Origin of the sequence: Pseudoclavibacter helvolus (genome assembly GCF_014191305.1) — a bacterium.
Lineage (GTDB): Bacteria > Actinomycetota > Actinomycetes > Actinomycetales > Microbacteriaceae > Pseudoclavibacter > Pseudoclavibacter helvolus.
Genome location: NZ_JACHWJ010000004.1, coordinates 423,046 through 447,150 on the forward strand (window position 1 = coordinate 423,046; position 24,105 = coordinate 447,150).

At 67.6% G+C, this 24,105-nt stretch carries 24 protein-coding genes; 10 read left to right on the forward strand and 14 right to left on the reverse strand.

The annotated features are described in order from the left end of the window. Positions 1–101: 101 nt before the first annotated feature. The 6 genes from FHX72_RS14270 to FHX72_RS19135 form a co-directional block, all read right to left on the reverse strand. A complete protein-coding gene (locus FHX72_RS14270) occupies positions 102–1,196 on the reverse strand; it encodes a phosphate ABC transporter substrate-binding protein PstS (protein ID WP_183625955.1) in 1,095 nt (364 codons plus the stop codon). A gap of 148 nt (positions 1,197–1,344) precedes the next feature. After that, positions 1,345–2,427, reverse strand: a complete 1,083-nt coding sequence (locus FHX72_RS14275; RefSeq protein ID WP_068479860.1) for a phosphate ABC transporter substrate-binding protein PstS — start codon at positions 2,425–2,427, stop codon at positions 1,345–1,347. Positions 2,428–2,574: 147 nt separating this feature from the next. Next, the gene (locus tag FHX72_RS14280) at positions 2,575–3,534 is read right to left on the reverse strand and encodes an NUDIX hydrolase (RefSeq protein WP_183625957.1); all 960 of its coding nucleotides are present in this window, start codon (positions 3,532–3,534) and stop codon (positions 2,575–2,577) included. A 4-nt stretch (positions 3,535–3,538) separates the two neighbouring features. Then, on the reverse strand, positions 3,539–5,668 hold the full coding sequence (locus FHX72_RS14285) for an RNA degradosome polyphosphate kinase (RefSeq protein ID WP_082775284.1): 2,130 nt from the start codon (positions 5,666–5,668) through the stop codon (positions 3,539–3,541). A 108-nt stretch (positions 5,669–5,776) separates the two neighbouring features. Continuing rightward, positions 5,777–6,646, reverse strand: a complete 870-nt coding sequence (gene mshD / locus FHX72_RS14290) for a mycothiol synthase (protein ID WP_068479856.1) — start codon at positions 6,644–6,646, stop codon at positions 5,777–5,779. An 8-nt stretch (positions 6,647–6,654) separates the two neighbouring features. Further along, positions 6,655–7,374 (reverse strand): winged helix family transcriptional regulator, encoded by a 720-nt coding sequence (locus tag FHX72_RS19135; protein ID WP_235812708.1) that lies wholly within the window; start codon positions 7,372–7,374, stop codon positions 6,655–6,657. A gap of 81 nt (positions 7,375–7,455) precedes the next feature. Here FHX72_RS19135 and FHX72_RS19140 point away from each other — a divergent pair, with 81 nt between their 5' ends. The 4 genes from FHX72_RS19140 (at position 7,456) to FHX72_RS14310 (ending at position 10,839) form a co-directional block, all read left to right on the forward strand. Beyond that, positions 7,456–7,746: a hypothetical protein gene (locus FHX72_RS19140; protein ID WP_235812707.1), complete on the forward strand. Its 291-nt coding sequence runs from the start codon at positions 7,456–7,458 to the stop codon at positions 7,744–7,746. 207 nt (positions 7,747–7,953) lie between these two features. Then, positions 7,954–8,568 (forward strand): heme-binding beta-barrel domain-containing protein, encoded by a 615-nt coding sequence (locus FHX72_RS14300; RefSeq protein ID WP_068479852.1) that lies wholly within the window; start codon positions 7,954–7,956, stop codon positions 8,566–8,568. Continuing rightward, positions 8,561–9,766, forward strand: coding sequence for a CAF17-like 4Fe-4S cluster assembly/insertion protein YgfZ (ygfZ, locus tag FHX72_RS14305; protein ID WP_068479850.1), 1,206 nt, complete (start codon positions 8,561–8,563; stop codon positions 9,764–9,766). Before FHX72_RS14300 ends, ygfZ begins: the two co-directional genes overlap by 8 nt. A gap of 2 nt (positions 9,767–9,768) precedes the next feature. Further along, positions 9,769–10,839 carry an FUSC family protein gene (locus tag FHX72_RS14310; protein WP_183625959.1) on the forward strand — a complete coding sequence of 357 codons (1,071 nt, stop codon included), beginning with the start codon at positions 9,769–9,771 and terminating at the stop codon, positions 10,837–10,839. 58 nt (positions 10,840–10,897) lie between these two features. Here FHX72_RS14310 and FHX72_RS14315 read toward each other — a convergent pair whose 3' ends face one another. After that, complete coding sequence (locus tag FHX72_RS14315; protein ID WP_082775280.1) at positions 10,898–11,776, reverse strand: class I SAM-dependent methyltransferase; 879 nt, start codon at positions 11,774–11,776, stop codon at positions 10,898–10,900. A 90-nt stretch (positions 11,777–11,866) separates the two neighbouring features. Between FHX72_RS14315 and FHX72_RS14320 the strand changes: the two genes are divergently transcribed. Then, a complete protein-coding gene (locus tag FHX72_RS14320; RefSeq protein ID WP_068479846.1) occupies positions 11,867–12,616 on the forward strand; it encodes a phosphoglyceromutase in 750 nt (249 codons plus the stop codon). An 88-nt stretch (positions 12,617–12,704) separates the two neighbouring features. Here the strand turns inward: FHX72_RS14320 and FHX72_RS14325 are convergent, their stop codons facing one another. The 3 genes from FHX72_RS14325 to phoU form a co-directional block, all read right to left on the reverse strand. After that, positions 12,705–13,487, reverse strand: coding sequence for a cation diffusion facilitator family transporter (locus FHX72_RS14325; protein WP_183625961.1), 783 nt, complete (start codon positions 13,485–13,487; stop codon positions 12,705–12,707). Continuing rightward, entirely contained in the window at positions 13,436–13,792 is a 357-nt protein-coding gene (gene cmtR / locus FHX72_RS14330) for a Cd(II)/Pb(II)-sensing metalloregulatory transcriptional regulator CmtR (protein ID WP_068479843.1), read from the reverse strand. The genes FHX72_RS14325 and cmtR overlap by 52 nt, the downstream gene beginning before the upstream one ends. 153 nt (positions 13,793–13,945) lie before the next feature. Then, positions 13,946–14,647 (reverse strand): phosphate signaling complex protein PhoU, encoded by a 702-nt coding sequence (gene phoU / locus FHX72_RS14335; RefSeq protein ID WP_068479842.1) that lies wholly within the window; start codon positions 14,645–14,647, stop codon positions 13,946–13,948. 172 nt (positions 14,648–14,819) lie between these two features. Between phoU and FHX72_RS14340 the strand changes: the two genes are divergently transcribed. Beyond that, on the forward strand, positions 14,820–15,992 hold the full coding sequence (locus FHX72_RS14340) for a sensor histidine kinase (protein ID WP_068479841.1): 1,173 nt from the start codon (positions 14,820–14,822) through the stop codon (positions 15,990–15,992). A gap of 97 nt (positions 15,993–16,089) precedes the next feature. Continuing rightward, a complete protein-coding gene (locus FHX72_RS14345) occupies positions 16,090–16,773 on the forward strand; it encodes a response regulator transcription factor (RefSeq protein WP_068479999.1) in 684 nt (227 codons plus the stop codon). 85 nt (positions 16,774–16,858) lie between these two features. Here the strand turns inward: FHX72_RS14345 and FHX72_RS14350 are convergent, their stop codons facing one another. Next, a complete protein-coding gene (locus tag FHX72_RS14350) occupies positions 16,859–17,458 on the reverse strand; it encodes a hypothetical protein (protein WP_068479839.1) in 600 nt (199 codons plus the stop codon). Between the two features lie 177 nt (positions 17,459–17,635). Here FHX72_RS14350 and FHX72_RS14355 point away from each other — a divergent pair, with 177 nt between their 5' ends. The 3 genes from FHX72_RS14355 to rlmB all read left to right on the forward strand — a co-directional run bounded on the left by FHX72_RS14355 (position 17,636) and on the right by rlmB (position 20,668). Then, positions 17,636–18,118, forward strand: coding sequence for a CarD family transcriptional regulator (locus FHX72_RS14355; protein WP_068479837.1), 483 nt, complete (start codon positions 17,636–17,638; stop codon positions 18,116–18,118). A 139-nt stretch (positions 18,119–18,257) separates the two neighbouring features. Beyond that, the gene (cysS, locus tag FHX72_RS14360; RefSeq protein WP_082775297.1) at positions 18,258–19,676 is read left to right on the forward strand and encodes a cysteine--tRNA ligase; all 1,419 of its coding nucleotides are present in this window, start codon (positions 18,258–18,260) and stop codon (positions 19,674–19,676) included. Further along, positions 19,673–20,668 (forward strand): 23S rRNA (guanosine(2251)-2'-O)-methyltransferase RlmB, encoded by a 996-nt coding sequence (gene rlmB, locus FHX72_RS14365; RefSeq protein ID WP_068479835.1) that lies wholly within the window; start codon positions 19,673–19,675, stop codon positions 20,666–20,668. Before cysS ends, rlmB begins: the two co-directional genes overlap by 4 nt. A 91-nt stretch (positions 20,669–20,759) precedes the next feature. Here rlmB and FHX72_RS14370 read toward each other — a convergent pair whose 3' ends face one another. From FHX72_RS14370 to FHX72_RS14380, 3 genes are read right to left on the reverse strand one after another with little or no spacing between them, the layout of a single operon-like run. Next, complete coding sequence (locus tag FHX72_RS14370; protein WP_183625963.1) at positions 20,760–22,178, reverse strand: hypothetical protein; 1,419 nt, start codon at positions 22,176–22,178, stop codon at positions 20,760–20,762. Beyond that, positions 22,168–23,001 (reverse strand): TIGR03943 family putative permease subunit, encoded by an 834-nt coding sequence (locus FHX72_RS14375; protein WP_068479831.1) that lies wholly within the window; start codon positions 22,999–23,001, stop codon positions 22,168–22,170. The genes FHX72_RS14370 and FHX72_RS14375 overlap by 11 nt, the downstream gene beginning before the upstream one ends. Beyond that, positions 22,994–24,046: a permease gene (locus FHX72_RS14380; RefSeq protein ID WP_183625965.1), complete on the reverse strand. Its 1,053-nt coding sequence runs from the start codon at positions 24,044–24,046 to the stop codon at positions 22,994–22,996. The genes FHX72_RS14375 and FHX72_RS14380 overlap by 8 nt, the downstream gene beginning before the upstream one ends. Positions 24,047–24,105: the final 59 nt, after the last annotated feature.

A 24,105-nucleotide genomic window follows, 5' to 3' on the forward strand; every position in this document is an offset into this window, starting at 1 on the left:
ATTGGGTGGAGCGGGGCGAGCGGCTGGTGAGAGCCGAATCGCCCGGTGCCATGCTTTCACAGCACGGCACCGGGCTGAAACGGAACTTCAGTGCTCGCGGACTACTTGATGGCGTCGACCGCTGCCTGAGCCTGGCCGCGCAGGTCGTCCGAGATGGGCGCGGAGCCCGCGTTCTCGGCCGCAGCGTCCTGGGCTTCTGGGCTGATCACGTAGTCGAAGTACGCCTTGACGTTGGCGCCGACGGCCGGGTCCGTGTACTCGGCGCAGCCGATGAGGTACGAGACGAGGACGATCGGGTAGACGCCTTCGGCCGAGCGGTCGAGCTCGAACGAGAGGTCGGTCGCGGCGCGGCCTTCCTCGAGGGTGGAGTTGTCGACGACGGCGGCTGCCGCCTCGGGGGAGAGCTCGACGAACTCGGAGCCGGTCTGGATCGCAGCCGTGCTGAGGTCGCCGGCAGCGGACGCGTCGAGGTAGCCGATGGTGCCGTTGCCGGAGGTCAGGGCCTGCTGCACACCGGGGGTCTCCTGTGCGCCTTCACCGCCGGAGATGGGCCAGTCATCGCTGTCCTCGAAGGTCCAGACGTCGGGGGCAGCCTCGACGAGGTACGACGTGAAGTTGCCCGTCGTGCCAGAGGTGTCGGAGCGGTGCACCGGCGTGATGGCGAGGTCGGGGAACGTGACGCCCGAGTTGAGGGCTGCGATCTCGGGGGCGTTCCAGTTGGTGATCTCGCCCTTGAAGATCTTGGCGAGGGTCGCAGGGTCGAGGTTGAGCGTGTCGACGCCCTCGACGTTGAACGCGACGGCGATGGGGGAGATGTAGGCGGGGATCTCGACGAGGTCGGTGCCGTCGACGCAGTTGCCGAAGCCGCCTGCCTCGATCTCTTCCATCTTGAACGCGCGGTCGGAGCCGATGAAGGCCGACGTGCCGTTCGTGAAGTCGGTGCGGCCGGCGCCGGAGCCGCCGCCTGCGTAGTTGATCTGGATGCCGGGCTGAACAGCCTGGAAGCCCGCGATCCACGAGGTCTGGGCGGTGCCCTGCGAAGATGCGCCCGACGCGGCGAGGGTGCCCGTGAGTGCTTCTGCGCCGTCTGTGGATCCCGGTGCTGCTGCGGGAGTCTCGTTGCCAGCGCAGGCAGCAAGCGTGAGTGCGGCGATTGCGGCCATGGCGACCGATGCGCCTACTCGCGTGAACTTCATGGAGTTTCCCTTCGGGGACAGGTGACATTCCGTTGGATCAGTTGCGATCCGTCGGTGACGCTATGCGCGAAGGATGACGAGGAGGGGCGGGGAAAATGAACGGAGGGTGAACGGGCTGGGAATGCGCGCAGATGTCACCCGCATCCGGCTACTTCATCTGCTCCAGAACGGGCTCGATCTGAGCGCGAAGGGCGTCTGAGATGGGCGCGGAGCCTGCGGCTTCTGCCGAGGCGGCCTGACCCTCCTCGCTCACGACGAAGCTGAAGTAGGCCTTGGCGTTGATGCCCTCGTCGGCGTCTGCGTACTCGGCGCAGCCGATGAGGTAGGAGACGAGCACGATCGGATACACGCCGGGGGTCGTGCGATTGAGTTCGAATGCGAGGTCGGTCGCGGCGCGTCCTGCTTCGATGGTCGAGTTGTCGACGACGGCCGCGGCGGCCTCTGGCGAGAACGGCACGAACTCGCCGCCCGTCTCGACGGAGGCGGTCTTCAGGCCCGCGGCGGCGGATGCGTCCATGTAGCCGATCGTGCCGTTGGCGCGCAGCGCCTGCTGCATGCCGGCACTCTCCTGGGCCGCCTCGCCGCTCTCGACGGGCCACTCGTCGACCTCGCCATAGCTCCAGGCGTCGCCGGCGGCCTCGTCGAGGTACGCGGTGAAGTTGCCTGTCGTGCCCGACTTGTCCGAGCGGTGGACGGGTGTGATGGCAAGCGAGGGGAGGGATGCGTCTGGGTTGAGCGCCGCGATCTCGGGTGCATCCCATGACGCGATGTCACCGGCGAAGATGCCGGCGATCGTCGGCGCGTCGAGACGCAGCTCGTCGACGCCGTCGAGCGCGAACGCGACGGCGATGGGGGAGATGTAGGCGGGGATCTCGACGAGGTCGCTGCCGTCGGCACAGGTGCGGAATGGGCCCTCTGCGATCTCGTCGATGTCGAACGCGCGGTCTGAGCCGATGAAGGCGGACGTACCGTTCTGGAAATCCGAGCGCCCTGCGCCTGAGCCACCGCCCGCGTAGTTCACGCGCACGTCAGGCTCGATCGGGTAGAAGCCGGCGATCCACGCGGTCTGCGCCACACCCTGCGACGACGCGCCCGACGCGCTCAGCACACCGGAGAGGTGCTGCGATCGCGGGTCCTTGCTGACCGATATCTCGTTGAGCGCGCATCCGCTTGTCGCGAGGACGGTGGTTGCGAGGAGCGCCAGGGCGGCGAGTGCTCTGGAGTGGTGCATCGAGTTCCTTCTGCCATCAGGTGTCAGGCGATCCCGCGACCCACGGGGACCGACTTCGGGCCTGAATCAGTATGGACGAGAAGTGGACGAGATGTGACGCTCAGGTGAACGGATGCGGCCGCGGCCGGGCGCATCCGTCGCCGCAGATCAGGTGATCGGGCCGTGCGTCTCCGCGGCCACGACACCAGCACCCGGGTGGTTGACGGGCACGTGGATGACGGAGCATTCGCCCGTCGAGAGCATGGCGTGCCTCGCGAGTGAGCTCGGGCGCGTCGCCGTGTGCAGTGCGATGGAGCGAACGATGGCAGGCATGACAGGGGAGTGGCTGCAGATGACGGTGCTGCGGCGCCTCGCGATGAGCTTGCGGACGACCTCGTCGAGCTCCTCCTCGTCCCGCGAGTATGACCCCTGCGCGATACTGCGCTCGACCTGCGGCGTGAGCCCGAGGAGCGAGCTGCTCGGGGCGACCGTCGAGCGACAGCGCACAGCGTTCGACGTGACGACGGCCTCCGGCCCGAACGCGCGGAGGATCGGGACGACGGTCTCGGCCTGCTCGAGACCGCGGGCCGTGATCGGCCGCGAGTCGTCGTCGCCCGGCCATGACTGGGGCGGAACGGCGGTCGCGTGACGTAGCACGAGGATCGCGAAGGTCCTGTGCAGGCCGCGGCGGTACCGGTCGGCGAAGACCTCGAGCAGCTCGCGGTCCCTGTCGTAGCTGAGGAGCTTCTTCGCCTTCTTGAGCGAGACCCACTCGATGGCGTCGACCTCGTCGTTCGGTTCGAACACGTGCGCCTGGAAGGACGCCTCGTCGACCTCGGCGGTCCAGTAGTGGACTTCCTTCGGTCGGCCGTTCGGCATGACGTATTCGATGTAGCCGAGCGGGGCCCCGAGCGTCGCCCGGTAGCCCGTCTCCTCCTCGACCTCGCGGGCTGCTGTCTCCGGAAGCGTCTCGCCCGGGTCGACTTTCCCCTTGGGGAGCGAGTAGTCGCCGTGTCGTCCGCGGTGGATGACAAGCACCTTGAGCTTGTCGTCCTCGACGTCTTCGTGCCACAGCACAGCGCCTGCCGCGTAGACGGTGCGCGAGGCGGCAGGGGTGTCGATCGTCATCCGGTCAGGCCAGCGTGGTGGGCCTGCGACGCTTGCTGATGCGGCGCATCATCTCGTCGTGGATGTCGGTGAGCCGCTCGCCGTTCTCGTCGCGCGCGTGGCGAACCCATTCGGCGTCGGGGCCGAGGTGCCAGGTCGCCGTCGTGTCGGCCATCGCGAGGTCGAACATGGCGGCGATGTCGGCCGCGTGGTGCTCGTCGATGATGCGCACGAGCGCCTCGATTCGCCGGTCGAGGTTGCGGTGCATCATGTCGGCAGAGCCGATGAAGACGCGCTCGTCGCCGTCGTTCGCGAAGCAGAAGATGCGCGAGTGCTCGAGGTAGCGACCCACGACGGAGCGGACACGGATGGTCTCGCTCAGGCCAGGAACGCCCGGGCGGAGGCCACAGATGCCACGCACCCAGATGTCGACGGGCACGCCTGCCTGGCTCGCGCGGTACAGCGCGTCGATGATCTCCTCATCCACCATGGAGTTGACCTTGATGCGGATGCGGCTGGGCTTGCCCTCGAGCGCGTTCTTGCGCTCCTTGTCGATGAGGTTGAGGAGGCCGGGGCGCAGGTGCATGGGGGCGACGAGGAGGCGCGTGAACTTGCGCTCGATGGCGTACCCGGAGAGCTGGTTGAAGAGGCGCGTGATGTCGCGCGAGATCTTCTCGTTGCACGTGAAGAGCCCGAGGTCCTCGTAGATGCGGCTCGTCTTGGGGTTGTAGTTGCCCGTGCCGATGTGGTTGTACATCTTGAGCTCGTGGTCTTCCTTGCGAATGACCTGGAGGAGCTTGCAGTGCGTCTTGAGCCCGACGGTGCCGTAGACGACGTGCACGCCGGCCTTCTCGAGCTTGCGCGCCCAGACGATGTTGTTCTGCTCGTCGAACCGCGCCTTGATCTCGACGAGGACCAGCACCTGCTTGCCGGATTCGGCGGCCTTGATGAGCGCGTTCACGATGGGGCTGTCGCCTGACGTGCGGTACAGGGTCTGCTTGATCGCGAGCACGTTCGGGTCGGCGGCGGCAACCTCGAGGAAGGCCTGCACGCTGGTCGAGAACGCCTCGTACGGGTGCTGCACGAGCACGTCGCGGCGCGCGATGGCACCGAACATGTCGGGCTTCTCGTCGCTCTCCGAAGTGCGGAACGCGGCAGCGGTGACGGGGACGTGCGTCGGGTACTTGAGGTCGGGGCGCTTGATCGCTCCGAGCGCGAAGAGGCCGCCGAGGTCGAGGGGACCTGGGAGAACGTAGACCTCGTTGTGGGTGATGTCGAGCTCGGTCATGAGCAGCTCGAGCGTCTCGTCGTCCATGTCGTTCGAGACTTCGAGGCGGATAGGCGGCCCGAAGCGGCGGCGCAGGAGCTCCTTCTCGAGGGCCTGCAGGAGGTTCTCGGTCTCGTCCTCCTCGATCGTCATGTCCTCGTTGCGGGTGAGGCGGAACGCGTGGTGGTCGAGGATCTTCATGCCGGGGAAGACGTGCCCGAGGTGCTGGGCGATGAGGTCTTCGAGCAGGATGAAGCGGGCCTTGCCGTGGTCGGACTGCAGCGGGTAGAAGCGCGGCAGCACCGGCGGCACCTTGAGGCGCGCGAACTCCTCCTTCTCGCTGCGCGGGTTGTAGACGCGTACCGAGATGTTGAGCGAGAGGCCCGAGATGTAGGGGAACGGATGCACCGGGTCGACCGCGAGGGGCATGAGTACGGGGAAGATCTGCTCGTCGAAGAGATCGCCGAGCTCGACCCGCTCGGCGTCGGAGAGCTCGTCCCAGCTGACGATGTGGATGCCCTGCTCCGCGAGCTCCGGGCGCACGCTGTCGTTGAAGATCGCCGCGTGGCGCTTCTGGAGGTCGTAGGCCTTCGAGCGGATCGTGTCGAGCGCCTCCTGCGGCGGGACGCCGGCGGGGGTCGGCACGGCGAGACCAGTCGCGATGCGGCGCTTGAGGCCGGCGACGCGCACCATGAAGAACTCGTCGAGGTTGGACGAGAAGATCGCGAGGAAGTTCGCTCGCTCGAGGAGCGGCGTCGACGGGTCCTCGCCGAGTTCGAGCACACGCTGGTTGAACGCAAGCCAGCTCAGCTCGCGGTCGACGAAGCGGCTGCGCGGCATCTCCTGCGAGTCTGCACCGGCCTCGGGCGCGCGGAGTTCGATAGTCATGAGGTCATCCTTCCAGGTCTGCGGAGAAGAACGGTGCCACGTTGTCCCAGTCCTGCAGGATCGAAGAGTTCCTGCAGAGGTGAAGATCAGCGGAGACACGCAAACGGATCATGAACGGGTGCGTGTGTACTGCACGTCGATCGAGAGCTGCTCGTAGCCGAGCGAGCGGTAGAGCGCGAGAGCTGCTTCGTTGTCGCCCTCCACGTAGAGGGACGTGCGGGTGGCCCCGGTCGTGTGCATCCGCGCGAGGCCGGCCTGCATGAGAGCACGGCCGAGGCCGCGCCCCGCCGCGTCCGGAGCGATGCCGACGACGTAGATCTCGACTTCGTCGCCCTCCCGCTTCAGCCAGTTGTAGCCGAGGAGGGTGCCGTCCGAATCGCGGAGCAAGAGGAAGTCGTCTGCGTCAAACCAATCGGTGGCGCGCCTGGCGTCGAGGCCGTTCTCGTCGAGCGCGCCCTGTTCGGGGTGGCTGCGGAAGACCACGGCGTTCAGCGCGAGAAAGTCTTGAGCATCCGCGGCCGCGAAGGGCGCGATCGTGAGCCCGTCAGGTGGGGGCGTGGCCTCGGCGTCACCCTCGGTGACGACCCGGCCGAGCTTCAGCAGCGTGCGAACCGCGTCGAGGCCTCGACTCGAGGCGAGCGCTGACGCCCCCGCCAGGTTTCCGTGCGCCCACAAGACCGGGGGAGCGTCCGTCGCCGACGCCACCGCGTCGTAGAGCTTCCCGCCGATGCCCTGGCGGCGGCTGTCCGGATGTACGACAAGCTCGCCCTCGACGGTGCCGTCATCCAGATGCCTCCTGAGCGCCGCTGCGACGAGCCTGCCGGAGTCGTCGACCGCCGTGAGGAGGCGCGCGTCAAGCGAGAGCATCGTGTCCTCGTTGAAGGGTGCGACGCCGTCCGCGGCTGTCGCCGCCTCGGCGAGGGCGTGCACTTCCGCACCGCGTGCCTTGGCTGAAGCTGCGGTGGAGAACTCGGGCATGGGGGCTCCTAGGATCTGGTCGACGAGTCGTCGGACGACCCGCCCGTCGACGCCTGCTCGTCGCGCGAACCCTCGCCTCCACGTAGGAGGCGGTAGCCGACGTTGCGGACCGTGCCGATCACGCTCTCCTGGTCGCCGAGCTTCGCGCGGAGTCGACGCACGTGCACGTCGACCGTGCGGGTGCCGCCGAAGTAGTCGTACCCCCACACCTCGCTCAGCAGCCGCTCACGCGTGAACACGTGGTCGGGGTGCGAGGCGAGGTACCTGAGGAGTTCGAACTCCTTGAACGTCAGGTCGAGCGTGCGGCCACGGTATCTGGCCGTGTAGCTGTGCTCATCGATCGTGAGGGGGCCAATTGCGATCGTGCCGCTCGGCTCCTCGACGGCTGCCTGCGGACGAAGGAGACGGATGCGCGCATCCACCTCTGCCGGTCCGGCAGTCCGCAGGATGACGTCGCCGATACCCCAGTCGGAGGAGATGGCGGGGAGACCACCCTCCGTGATGGCGAGCAGCACGGGAACTGACGACTCGATGGTGTTGAGGACACCGCACAGGCGCTTCGCGCTCGGGAGGTCGCTCGTGCCGTCGATGATGTTCGCGTCGGCCTGGGGGGCCGAGGCGAGGGCTGATGCGGTCGGAGGGAGCACCCGGACGCGGTGCGCCAGCAAAGTGAGGGAAGGGAGAGCGTGCTCGACGCCGCCGGCGCTGAACAAGAGGACGTCTGCCAAATGTGGCCTCCTCGATGTTTGGTCGGACTCGCTGGCTAGTCTACGCACCCCGCGGACTGCTCCAGCGTGCACAATGGGGCAATGACCCGCGAACGAGTGAGCATCGGCATCGTCTGGCTGGCCGCAGTGGTCGGAGTGTTCGGCGTCGCCATCCTCGCCGATCCTTCCCGTCACCTGGTCTGGGTGAGCATCCTCATGCTCACGCTCATCTGCCTGACGTGCCTCCTCCAGCTGCGTCTGCAGGAGAGCGACGGGTTCATCATGCGGATGAGCATGAGTCTCGTGGGCGCACTGGTCATCCTCGGCGTCGCGTCCCTCGGCTTCGCTCTGCTCGGCGGAGACGCCGTCGTCGGCACGCCGAACCACAGCTGAGCCGCACCAACCCCTGCGTGGCCACACGGCTAGGATGAACGGCATGGACACCGTGCTTGTTATCGAAATCATCTTCACCGGCCTGCTGGTGCTCGCGCTCGTCGCCATCAGCTTCGTCTCCGTGGTTGTACTCAAGAACCTCTTCAAGGGCCAGAACTAGCCAGCCCCTGCAGGACCACTCAGCTGCCGGATCGAGAGGAACCCCCGATGGTCTACGACATCCCCACTGACCTCCCGCCCGAGATCGTGCCGCTTTCGTGGCTGCTCGGCGTCTGGGAAGGAAGCGGCCACGTCGAGTACAAGGTGGGCGAAGAGACGCGCGAGCAGGCGTTCCGCCAGCGGGTGAGCTTCAGCCACGACGGCCTCCCGTACCTGAACTACTCTGCCCAGCTGTGGCTCGAAGAAGGCACAGGCGATGAGCCTGTTCAGGTGCCGCTGACCGGTGAGACCGGTTTCTGGCGCTTGGCGCGAGCGAGGGACGACGGCGATGTCGGACCCGGTTACCTCCCGCCGACGGCGCCCCCGACCATCACCGACGCTGATGGGGTCGAGGGGCTGCGCGACGAAGAGCAGGCGTTCCCGCTCGAGGTGTCGATCGTGCATCCGACCGGCTTGCTCGAGCGCTACAGCGGCAGCGCTCGCGGCCCACGCATCGACCTGAAGACCGAGGAAGTGCTGCTCGCTCCCGGCGCCAAGGAGTTCACCGCCTCGACTCGTATGTACGGGTACGTGGCGGGCGAGCTGCTGTGGGCCTGGGACATCGCGGCCCTCGGCCAGGAGCTCGCGACGCACGCGTCCGCGAAGCTGGCCAAGCTTGACTGAGCACCCCGTCTCGAATGATTCGTCGGCCAGCGCCGACGAGCCTCAGACGTACCGTTCGCCGTTCCTCGCGCTTCCCGGCGCGGTGGAGGGCGCTGGCATCGATGCCGGCGTCGCGTGGCACTACGGGCAGGTGACGGCCGACCAGCGGGAGCTCGCCGCCGGGCGCTCGATCGTGGATGCATCGCACTTCGGCGTCATCCGGCTCACCGGCAGCGACCGTCTCAGCTGGCTCGACTCGCTCACGTCACAGCGCCTCGTGACCCTGCTGCCTGGCGAGAGTGCGGAGACGCTGTTGCTCGACATCCAGGGCCACATCGAGCACGGTGCCGCCGTGGTCGACGACGGCACTGCGACCTGGCTCATCACCGAGCGCGAGTTGGCGCCAGCCTTCGCTTCCTGGCTGAACCGGATGCGCTTCCTCCTCGACGTGCAGGTTGCTGACGTTACGGAGGAGTTCGCGGTCATCGCGACGCTCGGCGAGCACGACCTCGGCGCGGCAGCGCCGAACGGCACGCCCCTGGTCTGGAACGATCCGTGGGCCACGCCGCCCGCGCACGGCTGGAGCTACTCGCAGTTCCCGGTCGTGCCCGCAGACGGCGCGCCCGACGCGCACCCTGGGGCCGATTTCCCGTTGCGGCTACACATCGTCGAGCGCGCGGGCATCCAGCAGCTCGTCGTACGAGTCGCTGCCGGCGAGCTCCCCATCGCTGGCATGCACGCGCTTGAGGCGCTCCGTATCGCGGCTCTGCGGCCGCGCCTCGGCGCCGAGGTCGACTCGAGGGCGATCCCTCACGAGTTCGACTGGCTCCGGAGTGCCGTCCACCTCGAGAAGGGCTGCTACCGGGGGCAGGAGACGGTCGCGAAGGTCCACTTCCTCGGCCGCCCGCCTCGCCGCATCGTCCTTCTCGACCTCGACGGCTCGCTCGGGGAGCTCCCCGCGGCCGGCAGCACCCTGTCGGTTGAGGGCGACGCCAACGCGCAGACCGTGGGGCGCATCAGCTCAGTGGCGATCCACCACGAAGACGGCCCCATCGCGCTTGCGCTCGTGAAGCGCTCCCTCGCGGAAGATGCGACTCTCGTCGTGCAGCTCGCCGACGGTCAGCAGGTCACGGCGAGCGCGACGACGATCGTCTCGCCGACGGCGGGTCGCGCGGCGGACGTGCCGCGGCTTCCTCGCCTCGAGCGCCGCGGGCAGTAGACATGGCGGCTCCGGCGGCTGGCGTCGGGGCCGCATTCGCTCGCCTGCGCGCGTCACTTCCCGCCGTGCTCCAGATCACGGCGGCCGCCTTCGCGGCGTACGCGATCGCGCACTGGGGGCTCGGGCACCCGATTCCCTTCCTCGCGGTGACCGTAGCGATCACGAGCCTTGGCCTGCAGCGCGACGCTCGGCCGCGGCGCGTGTTCGACACTGCGCTCGGCATCACCTTCGGGGTGCTGCTCTCCAACCTCTCTCTGGCTCTGTTCGGCCGGGGCATGTGGCAGGTCACGGTTGTCCTCGCCGTCGTGCTCCTGCTCGGACGGCTTGTCCACCCGAGTCCGGGCTTCGCGATCGGCGCGGCGGTGCAGGCCTCGCTTGTGCAGCTCATCCCGGTGCAGGGAGTCGGCGAGTACACGCGGCTCCTCGACGCCGTCATCGGGGGAGCCGTCGCGATCGCGGCGACGGCGCTTGTGCCACGCAACGCGGCGGCGCTCGCGAAGAACGAGGCGAAGGGCCTTATCGGGGCCCTGGCGCAGGCACTCGGCGACACGTCGCAAGCCCTCCGCCGTGGAGATAGCGACGCTGGGCTCGCCGCGCTCGAAGAGCTGCGCATGACGCAGGACACCCTCGACGCCTGGTCGACGGAACTCGAGAGCGCCGCATCCATCGCGCGGATCTCCCCGTTCATGCGACACCACCGTGGCAGGGTCGAGCGGATGGCGGAACTCCGCACGAGCATCGACCTCGCCACCCGGAACCTGCGCGTGCTGGCCCGTCGGGCGTGGTCGCTGTCGTGGGACGGCAGGCACCGCGAGGAGCTCGCCGACCTCCTCGGTGACATCCAGTCGGGGATGCTCGAGCTGCAACTCGGCCTCGACGACGAGGCCATGCTGCATCAGGCGAGACAGACGCTGCTCATCGCCGCGGCGAGGCTCGAGCCGGAGCACCTGCACGGTGCCCAGCTCGCCGACTCGGTCCTGCTCATGCAGTGCAGGCCGCTTGTCGTCGACCTGCTCATCGCGAGTGGCATGGACGCCGAGGCGGCACGGACGGCGCTGCCGGAGGTTAACTAGCCCCCGCGCGCCATGCCGGCGCCCGGCCGCCCGCCACCCAGCCGGGCTCTCCCCATGATCACTGCCCGTCGAATGCCCCTCTGCGAGGGCCTCCAGAGGGCGAAACGCCGGGCAGCGATGGTGGCTGCGACGGGGCCAGCGCTCCGGAGGCGGGGGCGACCGCGCTCCACGCGACCGTGATCTCGCCGAGCCGCCAGCGCTTCTGCGAGTCGACGAGCGGCCAGCCTGCCGCGCGCATCCGCTCGCACACGGCGAGGAACCGCTGCCGCGCGCCGAATGTCTGCCGCGGGGCCTCCCGCTGCCAGGCGTCGTCGAGTGCCTTCAGGTAGTCGTGCACGCCCTCGCCTGGAACGTTGCGGTGGATGAGCGCCTTGGGCAGTCGCTCGGCGACAACAAGCGGGGATTCGAGGCTTGCCGTGTGCAGCGAGACCGTGAACGTTCGAGGTCCGCCCGCGTCGACCCCAACCCAGGACGACACGCGGCCGACCTCGTTGCACGTGCCCTCGACCAGCAGACCGCCCGGCGCGAGTCGCGCCGTCATGCGCGCCCACGCATCCGCCACCTCAGCCTCGTCGTACTGCCGCAGCACGTTCATCGCCCTGATCACCGTGGGGGACTCGCCCTTGGGTGTTGGCACCTCGAACCCGCCGACCGCAAACGAGACCCGACCACGCAGCTCCGGCCGGTCTGCGAGCTGCTGCTTGGCGAGTGCGACGCGTCCCGGGTCGATCTCGAGACCGTGGACGCGGACCTCTGGCACGGCGCGCCCGAGTCGCTCGGCCAGCTCGAACGCGGTTGCACCACTCGCCCCGTAGCCCAGGTCGATGACAAGAGGTCGCTCCGCGGACTTCAATGCTGGATGCTGCGCTATCCACCTGTCGACTCGCCGCAGGCGGTTCGTTCCCGTCGTTCCGCGAGTGAGTCGACCCAATGGCATGCGACAAGACTATTGAGCCGACGAGACTATTTCAGCGTGCGACAACTCCGCGTCGCACGCGGGTCACCCCTACTCGGTACGCTTGGTTCCATGACTGAAGCGCTGACGCTCATCCTTGTCCGTCACGGACAGAGCGAATGGAACGAGAAGAACCTCTTTACCGGCTGGGTGGATGTTGAGCTCACCGAACAGGGACGCGAAGAGGGCGCCCGCGCGGGTCGCCTCATCCGCGACTCCGGCCTCAAGCCGAACGTGCTCTACACCTCGCTGCTCACGCGCGCCATCGACACGGCCAACCTCGCGCTCAAGGAAGCTGGCCGCGGCTGGATCGACGTCGAGCGCACCTGGCGCCTCAACGAGCGCCACTATGGCGACCTGCAGGGCAAGGACAAGGCCCAGGTCCGCGACCAGTACGGCGAGGAGCAGTTCATGGAGTGGCGTCGCTCGTACGACACCCCGCCGCCCGCCCTCGACGACAGCAGCGAGTTCTCGCAGGCCCACGACGAGCGCTACGCGGACCTCGGCGACGAGCTGCCCCGCACCGAGTGCCTCAAGGATGTCCTCGTGCGCTTCCTCCCGTACTGGGAAGAGGAAGTCCTGCCCACGCTCGTCAAGCGTGGCACCGTCATGATCGCGGCCCACGGCAACAGCCTCCGCGCGCTTGTGAAGCACCTCGAGGGCATCAGCGACGACGACATCGCCGCCGTCAACATCCCGACGGGCATGCCGCTTGTGTACCGCTTCGACCCCGAGACGCACGAAGTGCTCGGCAAGGGCGAGTACCTCGACCCCGAGGCAGCGGCCGCCGGAGCAGCCGCAGTCGCCTCGCAGGGCAAGTAGTTAGACCAAGCACGAGCCCGAACCGGGCGCAGAAAGAGGAGCTCCTCGTCTCACGACGGGGAGCTCCTCTTCGCTGTCTGGGCGTGGGTCAGTGCCCGTGCCCCTCGTGCCCCTCGTGTCCGTCGTGCCCCTCGTGTTCGTCGTGTGGATGCTCGTCCTCGTCCTCGAGGAGCATCCCGACCGAAGTCGCGCACGCGTCGCCCTTCCACGCCTCGATGCCCTCGCGAACCGCGAAGACGGCGATGACGAGACCCGCGACGGCGTCAGCCCAGGCCCAGCCGAGGAGCGAGTTGAGTACGAGCCCGGCGAGGACCGCGGCGGAGAGGTAGGTGCAGATGAGGGTCTGCTTGGAGTCCGCGATGGCCGTGGCTGAGCCGAGTTCTCGCCCGGCGCGTCGCTCGATGAGTGACAGGAACGGCATGAAGACGACGCTCACGGCGGCCAGCACGATGCCGACGGTGCTGTGCTCAACCTCGGAGCCAGACGTGAGCGTGAGGATCGAGCTCACGCTAACGTAGGCGGCGAGCGCGAAGAAGGCGACCGCGATGACACGAAGCGTCGGCTTCTCCCAGCGCTCCGGCTCTCGCCGCGTGAACTGCCACGCGACCGCGGCCGCCGAGAGCACCTCGATGACCGAGTCGAGGCCGAAGCCGATGAGGGCGGCCGATGATGACGCGGCGCCCGCCGAGAGGGCGATGACCGCCTCGATCACGTTGTAGGCGATCGTGAAGGTCACGACCAGGCGGATGCGCTGCTGCAACACCGCACGACGGGCCTCGGAGGAGGTGGTGCCCGCTGGGTACGTCTGCGCGCCGGTGGTCACGAGGTCGGCTCGCAGCAGCCGGGGACAGGGCAGGCCGAGTCCTGGCATGGGGCGTCTTTGTCGACGTCAAGGACAACCCCGACGAGAGCCGTCAGCGCCCGGGTGAGGTGGGGGTCGGCGATCTCATAGCGCGTCTGCCTGCCCTCGTGTTCCGTGACGACGATTCCGCAGTCTCTCAGGCACGTCAGGTGGTTCGAAACGTTTTGTCGGGTGAGGCCCAGCTCGTCCGCGAGCTTGGCGGGGTAGTCGGGGCCGTCGAGGAGGCGCAAGAGGATGCGTGAGCGGGAGGGGTCCGCCATGGCGCGGCCCAGGCGGTTCATGACGTCCAGGCGGGTTGTGGTCGCGGTGCTCATGCCACTATTAATACAGTGGTCGCTGTATTAAGCAAGCGCTAGCGAGGAGGGTGCTCTCGCAGGCGATGCAAACGGAACTGCACCCCTGCCGCAGTCGCTCCCTCGGAAGCTGCCGCGACTGGGGTGCAGTCTGCGTTGTCGTGCTGGCTCGTACTAGACGCCGGGGGTGATCGGGGAGACGGGCGTGGACGGCTCCTTCTCCTGCATCCACTCGCCGCTCGTCAGGTACTGGACCTTCTGCGCGATCGAGACGGCGTGGTCGGCGAAGCGCTCGAAGTAGCGGCTCGCGAGCGTCGCGTCGACGACCTCGACGCTTTGCGCCTGGATGTCGTCAGCGAGCAGTGCGTCGAACGTGCTGCGGTGCAGCTCGTCGATGCGGTTGTCGCTCGCCTTGATCTCGTCGGCGATCCGGTTCGTCTCCTCGTCGTTGCCGGCGTCGAGCAGGGCCACGAGCTGGCGCGCAACGGCCACGTCGAGACGGCTCATCTCGGCGAACACCGGACGGAGCGTGTTCGGTCCGACGCCGCCAGGGAAGCGGTAGCGCGCGAGTGCCGCAATGTGCGCGGCCAGGTCGCCCATGCGCTCGAGCGAGGAGCTGATGCGCAGCGCGCTCACAACAAGACGCAGGTCGCGCGCGACGGGGGACTGGCGGGCGATGATCTCGATGGTGTGCTCATCGAGGGCGATGGCGAGCTCGTCGATGCGGGCATCATCGGAGATGACCTGCTCGGCGAGGGCGACATCGGAATTCGTGAACGCAACGGCGGCACGCTGCATGGCGGACTCGACGTGGCGGGCGATCTCCACGAGGCCGTTGCTGACCTCAGCGAGTTCCTGCTGGAAAACTTCGCGCATGTTTATCCTCTGTTTCGTGGCAACGGGCGATGTGCCGCTGCCCGTAGTTCTGGGCAGACCGGTCGCCCAGTGCCTCTGGGAGTGACCCTGCCTTCGCAGGCGAGTCTACGGAGCCAAGGTAACCGACTCGTGTACGACTGGTGACGGTTCCGCTGGCCCATATGCTGGACCCATGGACTCGTCCGTCGCAGTGGTCCTTGCGATCGTACTCGGCTTCCTCTTGGGTGCAGGTTTCGTCTGGCTGCTCCACGTTGCTTCGGTACGGCAGGCAAAGGCGCGAGCTGCATTCTCACCCCGCCTCCCTGAGGGCATCGAGCATCTGCTCGGCGCCCTCGACTCGATCGTCATCGTCACCGACCTCTCCAGGAACGTCTACCAGTCGTCCCCTGGAGCTACCTCGAAGGGGCTCGTGCGCCCAGGGGGTCGCCTCGATGAGCGCGTCGGCGCTGTTGTCGACGAGGCGAGAAGGCAAGGGGAGGCCGTCACGAGGGACCTCGAGATCGCCCGCGGCCCGTTCGGGCGCTCCGAGATCCACGTTCGCGTGCGTGCGGCACCCCTTTCGACGAGGTTCTTCCTCGTGCTCGCCGAGGATCGCACCGAGGCGCTTCGCGTCGAGAGCGTGCGTCGAGACTTCGTCGCGAACGTCAGCCATGAGCTCAAGACCCCCATCGGGGCGGTCACGCTGCTCGCCGAGGCCATCTCGGAGTCCGCAGGCGACGAAGAGCAGGTCAAGTACTTCACGGGGCGGCTCAGCAAAGAGAGCCTGCGACTCGCGTCCATCACGAACGAACTGATCGAACTATCGAGGCTGCAGTCGAGCGACTCGCTCGCGCATCCCGAGCTCATTTCCATCCACGAGATCTTGTCGCTCGCCGTCGATCAGTCGAGGGTGCCTGCTGAGGTCGGGGGCGTCGAGATCGTGCTCGGCGATGACGTGGATGCGTTTGTGTACGGCGAACGGGCGCACCTCCTCATGTGCTTCACGAACCTTGTGTCGAACGCCGTCCAGTACTCGTCACCGAACTCACGGGTGGGGATCGGCACGCGCCTCGTCGACGACACGGTCGAGGTCGCCATCTCCGACCAGGGCATCGGCATCGCCCCGGAGGATCAGGGGCGCATCTTCGAGCGGTTCTTCCGCGTCGACCAGGCTCGATCCCGCCGGACGGGCGGGACCGGCCTCGGCTTGAGCATCGTGCGCCACGTCGCCGAGAACCACGGCGGCGACGTCCGTGTCTGGTCGCAGCCAGGCAAGGGCTCGACCTTCACCGTGCGGCTCCCCTCGGCTGATTCCGTGGTCGACGAGATCGACCTGCAGCGCTTCAGCGAGCGCCGCTCTGCCTGACGCCAGCCGATCGCATCCGGGCGGCGCCACGCCGCACAACGCGCGGGGATGCCCGTGCGTCACTCAATGTTCACGAAAGATATGCACAATGGCCCCCGTGACCCGCATCCTCCTCGTCGAAGACGAATCCGCACTGCATGAGCCGCTCTCCTTCCTCCTCGGACGGGAGGGATACGAGGTCGCTGTCGCTGAGACCGGCCTCGACGCCCTCGACCTGTTCGACCGGGACGGCGCCGACCTGGTGCTCCTCGACCTGATGCTCCCGGGCGTTCCCGGCACGGAGGTCTGCAAGCAGATCCGCCTCACGTCCAAGGTGCCGATCATCATGCTGACCGCGAAGGACAGCGAGGTCGACATCGTCGTGGGGCTCGAGCTCGGCGCCGACGACTACGTCACGAAGCCATACTCGACGCGTGAGCTGCTGGCCCGGGTTCGCGCCGTGCTCCGCCGCAACGAGCAGGAGGACGAGGGCGAAGACGACAGCATCATCGAGGTCGGCGAGGTGCGCATGGATCTGGACAGGCATACCCTGCAGGTCTCCGGCAAGGTGACCCCGATGCCGCTCAAGGAGTACGAGCTGCTCGAGTACCTGATGCGCAACTCGGGTCGAGTGCTGACCCGCGGGCAGCTCATCGACCGGGTCTGGGGTCCCGACTACTACGGCGACACCAAGACGCTCGACGTGCACATCAAGCGCATCCGCAGTCGCATCGAGGAGAAGCCGTCGACGCCGGTCCGGCTCGTGACCGTCCGGGGCCTCGGCTACCGCTACGAGGGCTGACCCCGCCGGTACCTCTGAACTCGAAACGCAAGAAGGGCGCATCCACCAGGTGGATGCGCCCTTCTCGGTTGTCTGCGTTGGTCGGCTAGGCCGTGCCGCCCTCTTCAGGCTGCTCGGTCGGTGCCGGCGTGGGGGCAATGCTCGGTGGTGCAGCCGGGGGCTCAGTCTGCGCTGGGCCCGGGACGAGCGTGGAGTACTCGGGGAGCGTGCCGTCGAGCACTGGAACGCTCACGGCCTGGACCGTCTGCTCACCGTCGAGCGACGCCGTGAACGTCACCTCGTGGGTGGATCCCGGTGAGAAATCCATGCCCTCGAGGAGCACGGTGGCGCCTTCGCCGAAGCCCACCTGTGTGACGCCAGCGGCAGCGTCGACCGGGACAGTCACGACGACGTCCTGCTCGACGCCGTTGATGAGACCCGTGTAGGTGATGTCGAGCGAACCGGCGCTGCCCGTGTGGTTGACGAGCGCGAAGATGAGGTTGGCGCGGTCGGTCACGTCAGTGTCGGTGAGCGTGTCGGTGATGAGGATCGCGTTGCGGACCTCAAGCTCGCCGACGTTGGCGTTCGTGCCGTCGCTCGCAGAGTACTGCGTCGTAGTGCGCTGGGGGGAGATGTAGTTGCAGCCGGCAAGCCCAACCGCGACTGCGGCGGCAAGGGTTACGGACGCGACGGCGCGGATCTTCACGTCTGGAGCCTCCAGGTTCGGACCGTGCGGCTGTCGCCACACGAATTCACAGGATGCGGCAAGCCTATCTGATCTAGGTGCGGCTGCCGGACGACGCGGCGGCGGACTCTACCACTCCCACCCTCAGATGGGCCCTTTTGACATGGTACTCTTAGGTGCCGAAAGGGGCTTGTATTTATGCAGTTTGAGGTCGGGGAGACAGTCGTCTATCCCCATCACGGCGCGGCCACCATTTCAGAGGTGAAGATCCGAGTCATCAAGGGCGAAGAAAAGACGTTCCTCAAGTTGAACGTTGCACAGGGAGACCTCGTCATCGAGGTTCCTGCTGACAACGTCGACTTGGTCGGAGTGCGCGATGTCATCGGACAGGACGGTCTTGACCGTGTGTTCGAGGTCTTGCGGGCCCCCATCACCGAGGAACCGACGAACTGGTCCCGCAGGTACAAGTCGAACCTTGAGAAGCTCGCCTCCGGCGACGTCATCAAGGTCTCGGAGGTCGTCCGCGACCTCTGGCGTCGCGACCAGGATCGGGGTCTCTCCGCTGGGGAGAAGCGGATGCTTGCGAAGGCGCGGCAGATCCTCGTCTCTGAGCTCGCTCTCGCGGAGAAGACTGACGAAGAGAAGGCCGGAGACGTGCTCGACAAGGTCCTCGCGTCTTAACCTTTTGACATCGCCTCGCCTCCGGGGCAGTCGCTTCAGCCTCCCTCGGGGCTGGCGCTCAGCACGCATCACGCGCTTCATCGTCGGGGCCGCAGGGACGTTCACGCGTCCGTGCGGCCCCGACGCGTATGCTGGTGCAGTGAATCAGCGCATCTACGACACGCAGACGCAAGCACTCGGCGACTTCACGCCGATGGTGCCAGGCGAGGTCTCGATGTACGTGTGTGGGCCCACGGTGCAGTCGGCGCCGCACGCAGGTCACCTCCGTTCCGCGCTGGTCTACGACCAGTTCCGCTCCTGGTTCGAGGCGACGGGGCTGCGGGTGACGCTCGTGCGCAATGTCACTGATATCGACGATAAGACGCTCGCTGGAGCCACCGCGGACGAGCCATGGTGGGCCCTCGCCTACCGTGTGGAACGCGAGTTCAACGCCGCGTACTCCGCCCTCGGCATCCGCCCGCCGACGTACGAGCCCCGCGCGACGGGGTCTATTCCGGAAATGCAGGAGCTCATTTCGCTGCTTATCGAGCGCGGCCACGCGTATCCGGCCGCCGATGGGAGCGGGGATGTGTGGTTCGACACGGGCAGCTGGGCTAGCTACGGCGAGCTCACTCACCAGCGACCTGAGGACATGGCGGAGGGTGAGGCGCCGAGCCGCGGCAAGCGCAGCGCCGCTGACTTCGCGCTCTGGAAGGGGCGCAAGCCTGGCGAGCCGGAATCCGCGGCATGGTCGTCGCCGTGGGGCGCCGGCAGGCCTGGCTGGCACATCGAGTGCTCCGCGATGTCGACCAAGTACCTCGGGCCGACCTTCGACATCCACGGTGGTGGCCGCGACCTCCGCTTCCCTCACCACGAGAACGAGCTGGCACAGTCGCGCGCGGCCGGGCTTGAGTTCGCTCGCACGTGGGTGCACAACGGGCTCGTGTCGGTCGCCGGACAGAAGATGTCGAAGTCGATCGGGAACACGGTCTCGGCGCTCGACCTGCTCTCGTCGGCGCGGCCGGTCGTCGTCCGCTACTTCCTCGGGTCGGCGCACTACCGCTCGACGATCGAGATCGGACCCGCCTCTCTCGAGGAGGCGACCGCCTCGTTTGCTCGCATCGAGGCGTTCCTTGAGCGCGCTGAGCGTGCAGGGTTGCTGGCTCCGGGTGGGGCGAAGCCGGGTCTGGACGACCTCCCCGCCGCGTTCGTCGCGGCCATGAACGACGACTTCGCTGTCCCACAGGCGATCGCGTCGCTGCACGAGGCGGTGACGAGCGGCAACCAGGCGTTCGACACGGGAGCGACGGAAGCGGCGGCACGAGCCGCGCACGAGGTCACCTCGATGCTCGACATCCTCGGCATCAACCCACGCGCGGAGCAGTGGAGCGGGGGAGCGGATGCGACGGGCGAGACGACCCTCGCGGCGCTCATCGACTCGTTGCTCGTCGAGCGCAAACAGGCCCGCGGCGCGAAGGACTTCGCCCGCGCAGATCAGATTCGAGACACGCTGGCAGCTGCCGGCGTGCAGATTGAAGACTCGCCGAACGGCAGCTTCTGGACGTTGGAGAAGGCATGAGCACGAACTCACGCGGAAATCGCAGTAAGAAAGGCCCGACCAAGGGCACCGGCGGCAATGGCCGCAAGTCCCTCGAAGGTCGCGGCAACACGCCGCGCGCGGAGGACCGCTCCTGGCATGTGGCAGGCAAGCGCAAGGCCGCGAAGGAACGCCTCGAGGCGGCTCGGGGTGGGTCCAAGCCGCGCCCGGCGCAGCGCGAGGGTGGCGCACCTCGCCGTGCCCGCACCGACGACAGCACGGAGCTTGTGACCGGCCGCAACTCGGTTGTCGAGGCGCTGCGCGCCGGTATCCCAGCGACGACGCTCTACGTCGCCGCCCGCGGTGAGATGGACGAGCGCGTCAAGGAGATCTTCAAGATCGCCACGGAGCGCAAGATCCCCATCCTCGAGGTCATGCGCCCAGAGCTCGACCGCATGGCGGGCCGCGACGCTGTCCACCAGGGCGTCATCATCAAGGTGCCCGCGTACACGTACGCGGACCCCATGGAGGAGCTCGACCGCGCCATCCAGCGCCGCCGCAACCCGCTCTTCGTCGCGCTCGACGGCATCACCGACCCCCGCAACCTGGGCGCCATCGTGCGCTCGGTCGCGGCGTTCGGGGGTGACGGCATCATCGTGCCGCAGCGTCGCTCGGTTGGCATGACGGCTTCGGCCTGGAAGACCTCGGCGGGCGCCGCTTCGCGTCTTCCCGTCTCGATGGCGTCGAACCTGACGGCAACGATCAAGGCCTACAAGAAGGCCGGCGTGTTTGTCATCGGCCTCGATGGGGACGGCGACGTGTCGCTGCCGTCGCTCGAGCTCGCGACCTCACCGCTCCTGGTTGTCGTCGGCAGCGAGGGCAAGGGCCTCTCGAGGCTCGTTACGGAGCACTGCGACGCGATCGTATCGATCCCGATCGACGGGGCGACCGAATCGCTCAACGCGGGTATCGCGACGAGCATCACGATGTACGAGGTCGCGAAACTCCGCGCCGCGAAGCGCGCCGCCAAGTAGCGGGATCGTCAGACGCTGATGGGCCTCACCCCCTGTTGGGTGGGGCCCATCGTCGTCCCTGGCGGCTGACAAGCCCCGGGGCGGGTCCTCGTCAGCGGCACCAGGACGTCAGGAAGCCGGTGAGCCGGCGCAGCTCGGTACCGCTCGCGATGTCGATCACGGTGGTCGTCGACTGTTTCATGCCGGGGAGCACTGCGTAGCCGTCTGGGCCCTGCGCGCCGAGGCCCGTCTCAACGGCCAAATACTGACCGTTGGGGGAGATGCAGACGTCTCGGAGCCACTCTCCGCTGTCGCCCGGGTCGAAGAGCGTCCGCTGGCCCGACGCGTCGGCGAGCTCGACCGTGACGTCCGCGAGGCCGGCAGCTGCATCCGCCACCGCCGAGATCTGGGTGCCCTCCGGGTCCAGGACGCTCGTCTGCGTGAGGTACTGGGTCTCGCTGAGCGTCATCGGGGCCGGGGTGAGGGGTTCCGCGGTGCCGGCGCTGAGGTCGAAGAGCGTGTAGCCGCCGACACCTGAAGTCACGGCCGTCGCCGTGCCGGGAACGAACCCGTGGAAGTGCTGCGCCTGCCCGATCGACTCGGCGGGCGTTCCGGCCAGTACGTTCACGAGGAAGAGCTGCTCGTCGAGCGTCTGCGCGATGAGGGCCCCGGTGCGAGGCGCAAACGCCCAGGTCGACACCATGAGCGGCGTTCCGTCGTGGCCCGTGACCTGCTGCGGGCGGAACGACGTGTCGCTCGTGTCGAAGACGTACAGCGAGCGCACGAGCTCGGTCTGCCCGTCGGCGTGCTGGCCGTCGATGACGAACCCGATGAGCCCGCTCTCCGCATCCGCTGCGAGACTCGAGAAGCTGCCCGTCGCGTCCACGTTGAGGGGCACGGCCGGGCCGGGCTCGGCGCGGGGAGCAACCCCGACGGTGCCGAGGCCCGCGGTGTCCTGCTCGATGACCGCGACAAACGCGTCGGTCAGCGCGTACTCCTGGATGCGTGGGGCGGTGAAGAGGATGCGCGGCTCGCCGCCGCCTGAGACGTTCGTCTCGATGACTCGATCCTCGAGGCTGCCGCTCGTGGAGATCGCGCCGCGCACAAGCGTCGACACCTCGAGCTGAGGCGTCGTGAACTCGGCTTCGAGCGTCGAGGACACCCCGGTGGAGGAGCTCACCGCGTCGGCGACAGTGAGCGTGTAGCTCGTGTCGTACGCGAGCAGTTGCTCGAACGTCACCGTGATCGTGCCGTTGTCCTGGGTCAGGCTGTATTCGGCCGCGGGCTCGAGCACAACCTGCGCCGGGTCGATCTCGCGGAGGCGCTGGTTGGGCGTGAGTACGAGGCGCGTGCCCTGCTGCTCGACGGTGCCGACGGCATTGACCGCCGTCGACGCGACGCGGGGCCCCTGCAAGATGTTGCCGACGGCGAGCCCCGCCGCCAGCAGCGCAAGCACGACGACGGCCAGAATGAACGTCTTCCGGAAGCTCCCGGCGGTGCGGCGACCTGGCGAGCCGAGATCAGTAGACATACGGGTCGCTCGGCTGGTCGATGGCGGTGACCGTTGTCGGCATGAGCGCAACAGGCTCCGCGCTGGAAGCGCTCGGGTTCGTGACAAACGCGCCATCCACCTCGACCCACGAGTCGACGGGGTAGTTCGCCTGCCAGCCGGGCTGGTGGACGGCGACGCCGACCGGGGCTGCATCGATGGCGCAGCAGTTCACGACGAAGCGGGCGAGGATGAACGCGTCAGGCGCATCCGGGTCGACGGTCACGAAGCCGACGAGCTTGGCGCGTTCACCCATGACCTGCTGCTCGCCGTCACCCTGGCGGAGCATGGCTGCCCAGTCCTTCACGGTGAAGGAACTTGTGTCCCGACCGCGCAGGGTCTCGCCTTCGTCGATGGGGGAGTCGACGGTCTGCGCGTTGGCGTTGAGGGAACGGTTCTCGACGGCGGCGGAGCTGAGCGTCACGGGTGGCGCGACGATGAGCGCAACAAACGCAGTGGCGACGACGAGCAGCGTGACGGTGGTCGAGGCGATGACGGCGATGCGCTGCCGCGCGCCCAGGCGCGGGCGGCGGTTGTGGCGCCTCGAACGTGACGAACCGAGCGCATCCGACTCGTGCGAGTGGTCGTGGCCGCCCTCGTGGTCATGCCCGTCGCGCGCAGGCGTCACCGCGATCGCGGCGATCGCGAGGATGCCGCCGATGACCGCCATGATCGACGTGAAGACGAAGTAGCGAGGGTGGATGTAGAGCGAGAGTCCGCCGGTCATCGAGAGCCACACGGTCGCGACGACGGTGAAGAGCGTAAGGGCGACGCCGCGCCACCTGGAGAGCAGTCGTTCAAGCAATGAGATTCACTCCGAGTCCAAGCGTGAAGGCCGACAGCGCGACGATGAGGGTGATGCGCGCCAGGACCGCGCTTGTGTAGGTCGTGCGCATGAGCGCGAGCATCTTGACGTCGATCATGGGCCCCATCACGAGGAACGCGACGATGCCGCCTGGCATGAAGGTTCCAACAAACGAGAGGGCGAAGAACGCGTCGACGTTGGCGCAGATCGAGATCACGAAGCCGAGCGTCATGAGCACAAGTACCGAGAGCACAGGATGCTCGCCGAGCGTCGTGAGCAGGTCGCGCGAGACGCCGACCTGAATGGCCCCGGCGATGGCTGAGCCGACAAACAGCGCGGGGAGCATCGTCGAGGTCTCTGCGCCGAACATCGACGCGCTTGCCCGGAAGCGGTCGCGCACGCTCGATCCGTTCTCGTGGCCGTGCTTGGCCTCGAGCTCGCAGGTTGCGGCGAAGCTCGGCGTGAGCAGGTCCTGCGGCTTCGGGTGCCTGCTGAAGAGGAACCCGATGACGTTCGCGATCACGAAGCCTCCGACGATGCGGGTAGCCAGGATGCCGTGGTCCCACCCGAAGGCCTGGTAGGTCGTGACGATCGTGATGGGGTTGAGAATCGGCGCGGCGAGGAGGAACGTGATCGACTCGGCTGGGGTGAAGCCGCGCAGCACGAGTCCGCGCGCGAGGGGGACGTTGCCACACTCGCACACGGGCAGGGCGATGCCGAACAGGGAGATGACGGCGCGTCGAAGCCAGGGAGTCTGGGGCAGGATGCGCATCAGGAACCCGGGCGGGAGCCAGTGCTGCACCACGATCGACAGGAGGATACCGAGCACGATAAACGGCATCGACTCGATGACGACGCTGAGCGAGAGAGTGACGAAGTCGGTGACCGGTCCGAGCGCCGGCTGATCGTCAAGCGACGCCGTCAGGGTCCGGATCGCGATGAGCGTGAGCACGAGTCCTGCGCCGATCGTCAGCCCGAGAACTCCGCGGTTCGCGGGCGTGCGCTGGGGGAGCTTGGTGCGCTGCGCGGTCGGGTGCTCGTGCATCCAGCCGAGTATAGTTTGGCGCGGTTTCGCGTTTCTCTGGCCAAGCGGTCAAAGCCGAG

Bases quoted from the DNA above. Each gene is read 5' to 3' on its own strand.
- FHX72_RS14270 (WP_183625955.1), bottom strand. From the start codon at position 1,196: ATGAAGTTCACGCGAGTAGGCGCATCGGTCGCCATGGCCGCAATCGCC.
- FHX72_RS14275 (WP_068479860.1), bottom strand. From the start codon at position 2,427: ATGCACCACTCCAGAGCACTCGCCGCCCTGGCGCTCCTCGCAACCACC.
- FHX72_RS14280 (WP_183625957.1), bottom strand. From the start codon at position 3,534: ATGACGATCGACACCCCTGCCGCCTCGCGCACCGTCTACGCGGCAGGC.
- FHX72_RS14285 (WP_082775284.1), bottom strand. From the start codon at position 5,668: ATGACTATCGAACTCCGCGCGCCCGAGGCCGGTGCAGACTCGCAGGAG.
- mshD (WP_068479856.1), bottom strand. From the start codon at position 6,646: ATGCCCGAGTTCTCCACCGCAGCTTCAGCCAAGGCACGCGGTGCGGAA.
- FHX72_RS19140 (WP_235812707.1), top strand. From the start codon at position 7,456: ATGACCCGCGAACGAGTGAGCATCGGCATCGTCTGGCTGGCCGCAGTG.
- FHX72_RS14300 (WP_068479852.1), top strand. From the start codon at position 7,954: ATGGTCTACGACATCCCCACTGACCTCCCGCCCGAGATCGTGCCGCTT.
- FHX72_RS14310 (WP_183625959.1), top strand. From the start codon at position 9,769: ATGGCGGCTCCGGCGGCTGGCGTCGGGGCCGCATTCGCTCGCCTGCGC.
- FHX72_RS14315 (WP_082775280.1), bottom strand. From the start codon at position 11,776: ATGCCATTGGGTCGACTCACTCGCGGAACGACGGGAACGAACCGCCTG.
- FHX72_RS14320 (WP_068479846.1), top strand. From the start codon at position 11,867: ATGACTGAAGCGCTGACGCTCATCCTTGTCCGTCACGGACAGAGCGAA.
- FHX72_RS14325 (WP_183625961.1), bottom strand. From the start codon at position 13,487: ATGCCAGGACTCGGCCTGCCCTGTCCCCGGCTGCTGCGAGCCGACCTC.
- cmtR (WP_068479843.1), bottom strand. From the start codon at position 13,792: ATGAGCACCGCGACCACAACCCGCCTGGACGTCATGAACCGCCTGGGC.
- phoU (WP_068479842.1), bottom strand. From the start codon at position 14,647: ATGCGCGAAGTTTTCCAGCAGGAACTCGCTGAGGTCAGCAACGGCCTC.
- FHX72_RS14340 (WP_068479841.1), top strand. From the start codon at position 14,820: ATGGACTCGTCCGTCGCAGTGGTCCTTGCGATCGTACTCGGCTTCCTC.
- FHX72_RS14355 (WP_068479837.1), top strand. From the start codon at position 17,636: ATGCAGTTTGAGGTCGGGGAGACAGTCGTCTATCCCCATCACGGCGCG.
- rlmB (WP_068479835.1), top strand. From the start codon at position 19,673: ATGAGCACGAACTCACGCGGAAATCGCAGTAAGAAAGGCCCGACCAAG.
- FHX72_RS14370 (WP_183625963.1), bottom strand. From the start codon at position 22,178: ATGTCTACTGATCTCGGCTCGCCAGGTCGCCGCACCGCCGGGAGCTTC.
- FHX72_RS14380 (WP_183625965.1), bottom strand. From the start codon at position 24,046: ATGCACGAGCACCCGACCGCGCAGCGCACCAAGCTCCCCCAGCGCACG.